Genomic DNA, 11143 nt, shown 5'->3' on the forward strand with positions numbered 1-11143 from the left:
CATGGCCACCCCCTAAGCCTTAATATTTCCTTTTTTCATTTCAATCTTTTTCAAAACAACAGTTTGTGCTATTTGAATTAAATTACTAACAACCCAATAAAGTACTAAAGCTGCTTTAAACTTTATACTCATAAATACCATAACTGCAGACATTCCTATATTCATATTCTTTGACTGCTTTGCTTGTTCGCTATTACCTGACATCATTAGATATCCTGATAAGAAAGTAGTTATGCCAGATAAAATAGCAAGGAATATATCCGTTTTAGCTAAATCTTTTATCCACAAAAAACTAACGCCATTTATTCCTGATAGATTGTTAAAAACATAATAGAGAGCTATTAGAATAGGCCATTGAATTAGAAGCGGTAAACATCCACTAAAAGGACTTGCTCCTTTTTCTTTATATAATTTCATCATTTCTTGCTGTGCTTTCTGAGGATCTTTTTTATATTTCTCTTGTAGCTTTTTTACTTCTGGCTGAATTTCATTCATTATAAGTGAAGATCTTGCTTGTTTTATACCTAGTGGAAGTATTATAATTCTAATTATTATAGTCATTAAAATTATTGCGATACCATAAGACACATTCTGATTAGGTATGACGGAAGTTACACTATGATGTAAAAACTCAAAAAACTGAACAAAAGCATTATTTAGATATTGCAAAATACTAAACCTCCCGAAATTTATTTAACTGGGTCATATCCTCCCTTGCAAAATGGATTACACCTCAATATTCTCTTTATAGACATAAATCCACCTTTTATAGTACCATATTTTTGCAATGCTTCTACTGTATACTGTGAACAAGTAGGGTAAAATCTACAACATGGACCCTTCAAAGGTGATATATATTTCATATACAATTTAACTAAAAAAATTAAAAATTTTTTCATTTATTATACAAACCTGCTTTTTTAATTAAATTTTTCATGGAATTCTCTATTTCTATATAACTTTTACCATTTGACAAATTCCTAGCTATAAATACTAAATCATATCCAACTTTTATGTCTTCAATATTCAACCTAAAATTCTCTTTGATTAATCGTTTAATTCTATTTCTAATAACACTCTTTCCTACCTTCTTACTCACTGATATACCTAATCTATTTATACCCTTTTTATTTCTGTAAATATATAATACTAATAGATTATTAGAAAAAGATTTTCCTCTTCTATACACAGCCCTAAATTCTGCATTCTTTTTTATTCTGTAAACATCCATATGTTTTGCTCCTTTTTTCTGCTTGCAGAAAAAGGCCACAAAAGCGGCCCTTATGCTGTTAATCTCTTTCTACCTTTTTGTCTTCTTCTTCTAATAACATTTCTTCCTGACAAAGTTCTCATTCTTTTTCTAAAGCCATGCTCTCTTTTTCTTTGTTTCTTTTTTGGTTGATAAGTCATCCACATACTATAACACAACTCCTTTCCAATTTAGCATTTATTTTTTCTTTACTTATTATATATGGAGCGCAATAAATACATTACTCTCATGTAAACTAACATTTATAAAAGCAATCAATTCACCTAATTATAAATCCTAAAGTTTTACTATTAAATTATATATTCACTAAGTTACAATGTCAATACAAAATGACGACTACAAAAATGGATAAAAAACATTACCTGTTAATATTTTTTATCGGTTTTTGTGGATAACTTCTTGAATAGGTAGTTAGGTTTTGATATTATAAATAGAGACCTGTTAATAACTTTAAAAATATATAACTTATCCACAACTGTGGATAAAAATGTGCATAAGTTGTTTTATTTTATATAAACTTCCTATTCATTTATACATTTTTAACTATTTTACTAACATTATTCATTGTAGATAATGTTAATATTTATTTTACGGTTATTGTTTATAACTTTTTTTATTTAAAAGATATAAACATATTTATAAACATGTGAATATTTTTATAAACATATGTCAAGAAAATATAATGACGTTTATAATCATGTAAATATGTTGTGAATTATTTTTCTAAGACTGGAGGATACAAAATGAATGCCCATCCAAAAGAAATATGGGAACAATCTTTAAACATAATAAATGGTGAAATTACTGAAGTAAGCTTTAACACATGGATTAAAAGTATTACTCCTGTATCTATTGAAAATGACACCTTCATATTAAGTGTACCAAATGACCTTACCAAAGGCATATTAACTAGTAAATATAAAAATCTAATAACTAATGCTCTAAAATTAATTACTTCAAAAAAATACAACATTAAATTTTTAATTGCCTCTGAATCAGAAGAAGCTTTAACATTAGACAATACTAACAAAAAACACAATAAAAATTCCGTATTGGTAAATGATGAAATGTCAACCATGCTAAATCCAAAATATACTTTTGATTCCTTTGTTATAGGCAATAGTAATAGATTCGCTCATGCAGCTTCACTTGCTGTAGCTGAATCACCTTCAAAAGCATATAACCCTCTATTCATATACGGAGGCGTAGGACTAGGCAAAACTCATTTAATGCATGCTATAGGACACTACATATTAAACAATAATAGTAAATCTAAAGTAGTATACGTTTCATCTGAAAAATTTACAAACGAGCTTATAAATTCAATAAAAGATGATAAAAATGTAGAATTTAGAAATAAATATAGAAATATAGATGTACTCTTAATAGATGATATACAATTTATTGCAGGTAAAGAAAGAACTCAAGAGGAATTTTTTCATACCTTCAATGCATTATACGAAGCTAATAAACAAATAATTCTATCCAGTGATAGACCACCAAAAGAAATCCCTACATTAGAAGATAGACTTAGATCTAGATTTGAATGGGGACTTATAGCAGACATTCAACCACCAGACTTTGAAACTAGAATGGCTATATTAAAAAAGAAAGCAGACGTGGAAAATTTAAATATTCCTAATGAAGTAATGGTGTATATAGCTACTAAAATTAAATCTAACATTAGAGAACTTGAAGGTGCCCTAATAAGGATAGTCGCTTTCTCTTCACTTACAAATAAAGAAATAAGTATAGATTTGGCAGTAGAGGCTTTAAAAGATATAATTTCAAGCAAACAATCAAAACAAGTTACTATAGACTTAATACAAGATGTAGTTGCCAACTATTATAACTTAAAAGTAGATGATTTAAAATCTGCAAGAAGAACAAGAAATGTAGCTTTTCCAAGGCAAATAGCTATGTACTTGTGTAGAAAACTTACAGATATGTCTTTGCCAAAAATCGGAGAAGAATTTGGTGGAAGAGATCATACTACCGTAATACATGCCTATGAAAAAATATCAACTAATTTAAAACAGGATGAAAGTCTTCAAAATGCTATAGGCGATTTAACAAAACGACTAAACCAAAATTAAATATCAACAACTGTTAATATTATTTAGTAATAACACTGTGCATAAAAAATATTAATATTTTTTTTTCTAATTATGTGGATAACGTCAATTTTTATCAATTACTTATCCACAATTATTTTTCGCATTTTTTTATTCAATATCAACGCATTCAAAGGTTATCCACATAATCACAGTCCCTACTACTATTATTACTAAATTTAATTAATTATCTATGTTCTATATATCTTTCTACATTGTGAATAAAGGAGGACATTAAATGAATTTTATATGTACAAAAACAGAATTACAAGAAGCTATTTCAATAGCACAAAAAGCTATTACAGGGAAATCCAGCATGCCAATATTAAATGGTCTACTTATTACAACCTGTAAAAATCAAATTAAATTAACTGGATCAGATATAGACCTCAGTATAGAAACAAAAATAAATGCAGAAATAAAGGAAGAAGGATCTGTAGTAGTTGATTCTAGAATATTTGGAGAAATTATAAGAAAATTACCTAATGACAATATAAATATTTCTACTACAGAAAATAATTCAATAGAAATAATATGTCAAAAATCTAAATTTAATCTAATTCATATGAATGCAGAAGATTTTCCTGAAATACCTAATATAAATGAAAATATTATTTTCTTAATACCTCAAAAAATACTAAAAGATATGATAAAAAGTACTATTTTCGCTGCAGCTCAAGATGAAACCAGACCTATACTTACAGGCATTTTATTTGAAATCAAGGACAAAAAATTAAATTTAGTAGCGTTAGACGGATATAGATTAGCTTTAAAATCAGAATATCTTAATACAGAAAACATAATAAATGCTGTAATTCCAGAAAAAACATTAAATGAAGTTTCTAAAATCTTAGAAGATAATGATAAAAATGTAAATATAACTTTTACACCTAATCACATACTTTTTAATTTAGATAATACTAAAATTATATCTAGATTACTGGAAGGTGAATTTATAAAATATAATTCTATAATTCCAGATGAATTTAATTTGCAAGTAACAGCTAAAAGAGAAGAACTTTTAAGTTGCATTGAAAGAGCTTCACTAATGGCTAAAGACAGTAATACCAATTTAATAAAGTTAGAAATAGAAGAAAACAACATGATAATAACTTCAAATTCTCAATTAGGAATGGTCAGAGAAGAACTAAACATATTATTGCAAGGAGACACACTAAAAATTGCATTTAATTCAAAATACTTAATAGATGTTTTAAAAATAATGGATGAAGAAGAAATTATTATGAAATTCTCCAGCAGTGTAAGTCCATGCGTAATCAAAAATAAGGATAAAGATAATTGCACTTATTTAGTACTTCCTGTAAGGCTTTTAAACAATTAAAAATAAAAAAATTGGAGATAATAGAAAATGAATGAAATTAAAATTAATACAGATATAATAAAATTAGATTCTTTTCTAAAATGGTGCGGGGCTGTTTCACAAGGCTCTGAAGCTAAAATGTTTATAAAAGATGGAATGGTAAAGGTAAATGGAGAAGTGGAAACGAGAAGAGGAAGAAAACTTTCGCAAGGATTTACAGTTGAATTTCAAGAAAAAACTTATAAAATTATATAGGTGCAATTAGAAATTTAGTATTAAATGTGCATTATATATTGTGATATAATTATAAATAGGTGTTTTTATATGTATATCAAGTATTTAAAACTTATTAATTTTAGAAACTATAAGGAACTAGAAATAGAATTTGATAAAAATTTGAATGTATTTATAGGAGATAATGCACAAGGAAAAACGAATATATTAGAGAGTATATACTATTGCAGTATAGGCAAGTCACCAAGAACAAATAAGGATAAGGAATTAATAAATTGGAATGGCAAATATGCTTATATAAAAGCTGGGGTATATAGTTCATCACACAACTTAAATGATAAAAAAATAGAGATAAAGATATTCAAAGAAGGCAAAAAGGGAATAAACATAAATTCTATAAGGGTAAATAAACTGTCTGAACTTATGGGAATTTTTAATGTAGTAATGTTTTCTCCAGAAGATTTAAAAATAATAAAAGAATCTCCTTCTTTCAGAAGAAAGTTTTTGGATATAGAGCTGTGTAAATTCAGTAAAAGATATTATTATAACTTAGTTCAATATAACAAGGTCCTAAGTGAAAGAAATTTATTGCTTAGAAAACGGAGTAGCAGTAATAGTGATATTCTTGATATATATGATATCCAATTGTCTAAATATGGTGCAGTTATAATAGATCTCAGAAATAAATACATAAACAAACTTAGCAAAATGGGTAAAATTATTCATGAAGATATAACTTCACAAACTGAAAAAATAGAATTTAAATATGTAACATCTATAACAGACTTAGATAATATAGAAAACAGCTTGTTTAAAGTTTTGGAAACTAATAGACAAAGGGATATAGAAAAAGGTATTACCCTCTATGGTCCACATAGGGATGATTTTGTTACGAGCATAAATGGTATAAATGTAAGAAACTTTGGTTCCCAAGGACAACAGAGGACATCAGTTCTAACTATGAAATTTGCGTCTCTTGAAATAATAAAAGAAATTACAGGAGAATATCCCGTTTTGCTACTGGATGATGTTTTATCTGAACTAGATGCAAATAGACAAAAGTATATATTAAATTCTATAAATGAAATACAAACATTTATAACGGGTACAGGAATTGGCGGCATTAAAAAAAATGTAAAAAAAGAAAATCAAATATTTATTGTAAAGAGTGGAAAGATGAATAGAATTTAATTTTGAAAGGAGATTGTTATGTTTTTACATTTAGGTGAAAATATAGTTGTTCCGATAAAAGATATAATTGGAATATTTGATATTGAAACTTCAACATATAATTCTGATACAACCCAATTTTTAAGAATGGCTGAAGAAGATGGATTTGTTCAAAAAATTACAAAAGATAAACCTAAATCATTCATTATTGCGGAAGTAAATAAAAAAAGTAGAATTTATTTATCACCTATATCTTCATCCACACTAGCTAAAAGGTCAGAAATTTTATGTTACGAACTCTAAAATAGGAGGATATAGGTATGATGCAAGAAAAAAAGCAAACTTATGATGAAAATCAAATACAAGTATTAGAAGGTCTTGAAGCTGTTAGAAAAAGACCTGGAATGTATATTGGAAGTACTAGTTCAAGGGGGCTTCATCATTTAGTGTATGAGATAGTTGATAATAGCATAGATGAGGCACTGGCAGGATATTGCGATAAAATAAATGTAATTATACATAAAGATAATTCTATAACAGTTACGGATAATGGTAGAGGAATGCCTGTTGGAATGCACCATAAAATGAAAAAACCAACTGTAGAAGTTATAATGACTATACTACATGCAGGAGGAAAATTTGGTGGTGGCGGATACAAAGTTTCCGGCGGACTTCATGGAGTTGGAGCATCAGTTGTAAATGCTCTGTCTGAAATCTGTGAAGTTGAAGTAAAAAGAGAAAGCCATATATGGAGACAGGTATTTAAAAGAGGAAAAGTAGCAAGTGGACTTGACATAATAGGTGATAGTGAGGAGCACGGAACAAAAATTCACTTTAAACCGGATGCAGAAATATTTGATGAAATAGAATATGATTATGATACATTGGCTCAAAGGCTTAGAGAATTGGCATTTTTAAACAAGGGTATAAAAATAAGGTTAGAAGATGAGAGAGATGATAAAGAAGAAATATTTCACTATGAAGGTGGAATAAAGTCATTTGTAACTTATCTTAATAGAAATAAACAACCAATTCATAAAGAGCCTATATACGTAGAGGGCAAAAAAGATGACTACTCTGTAGAAATTGCTATTCAATACAATGATGGGTATACTGAAAATATTTTTGCTTTTGCTAATAATATAGATACAGTAGAAGGTGGAACTCATTTAGCTGGATTTAAGTCAGCACTTACTAGAGTATTTAATGATTATGCAAAAAAATTTGGTATATTAAAAGAAAATGACAAAAATCTATCAGGAGAAGATATAAGGGAAGGCCTTACTGCAGTTATATCTGTAAAACTTGTAGACCCTCAATTTGAAGGACAGACGAAAACAAAACTAGGAAATAGTGAAGTGCGTGGTATAGTTGACAGCATAATGGGAGAGTCATTAAATAATTTTTTACAGGAAAATCCTCAAGTAGCGAAGATGATACTTGATAAATCACTTATGGCATCACGTGCTAGAGAAGCGGCAAGAAAAGCAAGAGAGCTTACAAGACGTAAATCTATACTTGAAAATACTTCTCTTCCAGGAAAATTAGCAGATTGTTCATCTAAAGATCCTTCTGAATGTGAAATATATTTAGTCGAGGGTGATTCCGCAGGTGGATCTGCAAAACAAGGTAGAAATAGAAAATTTCAAGCTATACTTCCACTTCGTGGTAAAATAATGAATGTTGAGAAACAAAGGCTTGACAAAATACTTGGTTATGAAGAAATAAGAGCCATGATAACGGCATTTGGAGCAGGTATAGGAAAAGATTTTGATGTAAATAAAATAAGATACAATAAAATAATAATAATGACAGATGCAGATGTAGATGGTGCGCACATAAGAACATTATTACTTACTTTTTTCTTCAGATATATGAAGGAGCTTGTTGAAAAATGTCACGTTTATATAGCTCAACCACCTTTATATAGAGTAGCTAAAGGGAAGAAGGAATACTATGCATATTCAGATGATGAATTAGACGTATTGCTTACTGAAATAGGTGGGAAAGACAGTAATGTAGATATACAAAGATATAAAGGACTTGGAGAAATGGATTCAGAGCAACTTTGGGATACTACAATGAATCCAGAAACAAGAACCCTTATTCAAGTAAATGTAGAGGACACTATGGCTGCTGATGAAATCTTTACTATACTTATGGGTGACAAGGTAGAACCTCGTAGAAATTTTATACAAGAAAATGCTAAAAAAGTTGTAAACTTAGATATATAAGTAGAGAGGTGTAATAGATGTTTGATGAAGGAAAAATTTTACCAGTAGACATAAGCCGTGAAATGAAGAAAAGTTATATAGACTATGCTATGAGTGTTATTGTAAGCCGTGCACTTCCAGATGTACGTGATGGATTAAAGCCAGTTCACAGAAGAATACTGTACTCTATGTATGAGTTAGGACTTACTCCTGAGAAGGGCTATAGGAAGTGTGCAAGAATTGTAGGAGATGTTTTAGGTAAATATCATCCTCATGGTGATACAGCAGTTTATGATGCTCTAGTTAGATTGGCACAAGACTTCTCTATCAGGTATACTCTAGTTGATGGTCATGGAAATTTTGGTTCAGTAGATGGAGATAGTGCGGCAGCAATGAGGTATACTGAAGCTAAAATGAATAAGATAACACTTGAAATGCTAAGGGGAATAAATAAAAATACAGTAGATTTCGTCCCAAACTTTGATGGTGAAGAAAAAGAACCTTCAGTTTTACCTTCAAGATTTCCTAATTTGCTTGTAAATGGTTCTGCTGGAATAGCAGTAGGTATGGCTACAAATATACCACCTCATAATCTTACTGAAGTTATAAATGGTGTCATAATGATAATAGACAATCCAGATATAACAATTAGTGAGCTTATGACATCTATAAAAGGTCCTGATTTTCCAACTGCAGGAATAATAATTGGCACATCAGGCATAAGAAGTGCTTATGAAACTGGAAGAGGAAAAATATTAGTAAGGGCTAAAGCTGAAATTGAGGAAGTTAAGGGTAGAAATAGAATAATAATAACTGAAATTCCATATCAAGTTAATAAATCGAAGCTTATAGAAAATATGGCTGACCTTGTTAAGAATAAAAAAATAGATGGAATATCTGATATTAGAGATGAATCAGATAGAGATGGAATGAGAATAGTTATAGAATTAAAAAGAGATGCAAATCCTAATGTAACTCTTAACCAGCTGTACAAACATACAAGGATGCAGGATACTTTTGGAATTATAATGATTTCTCTTGTAAATAATGAACCAAAAGTACTGAATTTAAAGCAGATGCTTGTATATTATTTACAATTTCAAGAAGAAATTGTAACAAGAAGAACTAAATTTGATTTAGATAAAGCTCAAGCTAGAGCTCATATTCTAGAAGGATTAAAAATAGCATTAGATCATATAGATGAGGTAATACGTCTAATAAGATCATCTAAAACTACAGAAAATGCTAGGAATGGGTTAATGTCTGAATTTAGTCTTTCAGAAAAACAGGCTCAAGCTATCTTGGATATGAGACTTCAAAGACTTACAGGTCTTGAAAGAGAAAAAATTGAAAATGAATATAATGAATTGATGGAAACAATAAAACATCTGAAGGAAATACTAGAAAATAAAGAATTGCTGTTGAAGATAATTAAAGATGAATTAATTGAGATAAGAGATAAATATGGTGATGAAAGAAAAACTGAAATACAAATAAGCAATGATGATATAAATATTGAAGATCTTATTGAAGAGCAGGAAGTAGTAATAACTCTAACTCATTCAGGATATATAAAAAGAATTTCTGCTGATACCTATTCTTCCCAAAGAAGAGGGGGAAAGGGAATACAAGCAATGTCTACAAAAGAGGATGATTTTGTAGAGCACATATTTATTACATCAACCCACAATAATATTTTATTTTTCACTAACAAAGGTAAAGTGTATAAATTAAAGGGTTATGAAATCCCTGATGCGGGTAGAACGGCTAAAGGAACAAATTTAGTTAATTTAATACCTCTACAAGGAGACGAGCAAATTCAAGCAGTTATATCCTTTAAGGAAGTTGATAAGGACAATTATTTTATCATGGCTACTAGATGTGGATTGATAAAGAAGACTAAGATAAGTCAGTATGCTTCTATAAGAAAAAATGGATTAAATGCTATAAATTTAAAAGATGAAGATGAACTTATAGGAGTTAGAATGACTACAGGTAAGAGTCAAATTCTTATTTTCACTAAAAATGGATATGCTATAAGATTCAGTGAAAATGATGTAAGACCTACAGGAAGAAATACGACAGGAGTAAGAGCCATAACTTTAAGAACTGGTGATATAGCTGTAGCTATGGATATCGTAGATAAGTCTCAAGATGTTCTTGTAATTAGTGAGAATGGATTTGGTAAAAGAACTCCAGTATCCGAATATACTATTCATAGAAGAGGTGGAAAAGGAATTATCACTTACAAAGTTACAGAGAAGACCGGTTTAATAGTTGGTGCTAGAGTTGTAAAAGATGAGGATGAAATGATGCTCATAAATAGCAGTAATGTAGCTATAAGGCTCAATGTATCTGAGATTTCTGTTACAAATAGAAATACTATGGGAGTTACTCTCATGAGAACAGATGAAGAACAGAGGGTTGTTGCAATTGCTAAGATAAATTGTAGTGATGATACAGATGATAAACAAGTAGAGGAATAGTAGGTGCATTTAAATTAAGCAGAATTAATACTATTTAATTTTATATGTATGATATATAAAACGTGTTAAATGGTTTAAATAAAATAAAGGGACTGTCGCACTAAAAAAATTAGTGTGACAGTTTTTGTATAAAAAAATAAATCTCTCACTCGGAAGAGTGAAAGATTTATGGTAAAATTAATATATGACAAAATACATTAATTTACACAAAAATTATACTTCAAATCGTGGAAATTATCAATTAAAACTTCCACTAAATATTGAGTACATGATTCCAGATGATGATTCGGTGCGTTTGCTAAGTCAATTTATTGAGGAGATGGATTTAACAGATT

The 11143-nt window shown here is 29.1% G+C and carries 11 protein-coding genes; 7 read left to right on the top strand and 4 right to left on the bottom strand.

All coding sequences use genetic code 11. The features are described 5' to 3' along the window. Nucleotides 1-12: 12 nt before the first annotated feature. Genes WY13_RS18865 through rpmH form a run of 4 tightly spaced genes read right to left on the bottom strand, consistent with a single transcriptional unit; the run spans nt 13 to nt 1416 of the window. Nucleotides 13-669, bottom strand: coding sequence for a membrane protein insertase YidC (locus WY13_RS18865; protein ID WP_063557110.1), 657 nt, complete (start codon nt 667-669; stop codon nt 13-15). Between the two features lie 20 nt (nt 670-689). Beyond that, nucleotides 690-899, bottom strand: coding sequence for a membrane protein insertion efficiency factor YidD (yidD, locus tag WY13_RS18870; RefSeq protein WP_013240858.1), 210 nt, complete (start codon nt 897-899; stop codon nt 690-692). After that, nucleotides 896-1231, bottom strand: a complete 336-nt coding sequence (rnpA, locus tag WY13_RS18875; RefSeq protein WP_013240859.1) for a ribonuclease P protein component — start codon at nt 1229-1231, stop codon at nt 896-898. Before rnpA ends, yidD begins: the two co-directional genes overlap by 4 nt. Nucleotides 1232-1281: 50 nt before the next feature. Continuing rightward, the gene (rpmH, locus tag WY13_RS18880; RefSeq protein ID WP_013240860.1) at nt 1282-1416 is read right to left on the bottom strand and encodes a 50S ribosomal protein L34; all 135 of its coding nucleotides are present in this window, start codon (nt 1414-1416) and stop codon (nt 1282-1284) included. A 597-nt stretch (nt 1417-2013) separates the two neighbouring features. Between rpmH and dnaA the strand changes: the two genes are divergently transcribed. The 7 genes from dnaA to gyrA all read left to right on the top strand — a co-directional run bounded on the left by dnaA (nt 2014) and on the right by gyrA (nt 10808). Then, nucleotides 2014-3366, top strand: a complete 1353-nt coding sequence (gene dnaA / locus WY13_RS18885; RefSeq protein WP_063557111.1) for a chromosomal replication initiator protein DnaA — start codon at nt 2014-2016, stop codon at nt 3364-3366. Nucleotides 3367-3622: 256 nt separating this feature from the next. After that, the gene (dnaN, locus tag WY13_RS18890; RefSeq protein WP_063557112.1) at nt 3623-4726 is read left to right on the top strand and encodes a DNA polymerase III subunit beta; all 1104 of its coding nucleotides are present in this window, start codon (nt 3623-3625) and stop codon (nt 4724-4726) included. A gap of 27 nt (nt 4727-4753) precedes the next feature. Next, a complete protein-coding gene (gene yaaA / locus WY13_RS18895; protein WP_063557113.1) occupies nt 4754-4960 on the top strand; it encodes a S4 domain-containing protein YaaA in 207 nt (68 codons plus the stop codon). Nucleotides 4961-5029: 69 nt separating this feature from the next. After that, nucleotides 5030-6130 carry a DNA replication/repair protein RecF gene (gene recF / locus WY13_RS18900; protein ID WP_063557114.1) on the top strand — a complete coding sequence of 367 codons (1101 nt, stop codon included), beginning with the start codon at nt 5030-5032 and terminating at the stop codon, nt 6128-6130. A gap of 18 nt (nt 6131-6148) precedes the next feature. Further along, complete coding sequence (remB, locus tag WY13_RS18905; protein WP_013236719.1) at nt 6149-6412, top strand: extracellular matrix regulator RemB; 264 nt, start codon at nt 6149-6151, stop codon at nt 6410-6412. Between the two features lie 20 nt (nt 6413-6432). Next, nucleotides 6433-8343, top strand: coding sequence for a DNA topoisomerase (ATP-hydrolyzing) subunit B (gene gyrB, locus WY13_RS18910; RefSeq protein WP_174377515.1), 1911 nt, complete (start codon nt 6433-6435; stop codon nt 8341-8343). A gap of 17 nt (nt 8344-8360) precedes the next feature. Continuing rightward, a complete protein-coding gene (gyrA, locus tag WY13_RS18915; protein ID WP_063557115.1) occupies nt 8361-10808 on the top strand; it encodes a DNA gyrase subunit A in 2448 nt (815 codons plus the stop codon). Nucleotides 10809-11143: the final 335 nt, after the last annotated feature.

The sequence above is a fragment of the Clostridium ljungdahlii genome (assembly GCF_001636845.1).
GTDB lineage: Bacteria > Bacillota > Clostridia > Clostridiales > Clostridiaceae > Clostridium_B > Clostridium_B ljungdahlii_A.

Bases quoted from the DNA above. Each gene is read 5' to 3' on its own strand.
- rnpA (WP_013240859.1), bottom strand. From the start codon at position 1,231: ATGGATGTTTACAGAATAAAAAAGAATGCAGAATTTAGGGCTGTGTAT.
- dnaN (WP_063557112.1), top strand. From the start codon at position 3,623: ATGAATTTTATATGTACAAAAACAGAATTACAAGAAGCTATTTCAATA.
- recF (WP_063557114.1), top strand. From the start codon at position 5,030: ATGTATATCAAGTATTTAAAACTTATTAATTTTAGAAACTATAAGGAA.
- remB (WP_013236719.1), top strand. From the start codon at position 6,149: ATGTTTTTACATTTAGGTGAAAATATAGTTGTTCCGATAAAAGATATA.
- gyrB (WP_174377515.1), top strand. From the start codon at position 6,433: ATGCAAGAAAAAAAGCAAACTTATGATGAAAATCAAATACAAGTATTA.
- yaaA (WP_063557113.1), top strand. From the start codon at position 4,754: ATGAATGAAATTAAAATTAATACAGATATAATAAAATTAGATTCTTTT.
- dnaA (WP_063557111.1), top strand. From the start codon at position 2,014: ATGAATGCCCATCCAAAAGAAATATGGGAACAATCTTTAAACATAATA.
- gyrA (WP_063557115.1), top strand. From the start codon at position 8,361: ATGTTTGATGAAGGAAAAATTTTACCAGTAGACATAAGCCGTGAAATG.
- rpmH (WP_013240860.1), bottom strand. From the start codon at position 1,416: ATGTGGATGACTTATCAACCAAAAAAGAAACAAAGAAAAAGAGAGCAT.
- yidD (WP_013240858.1), bottom strand. From the start codon at position 899: ATGAAAAAATTTTTAATTTTTTTAGTTAAATTGTATATGAAATATATA.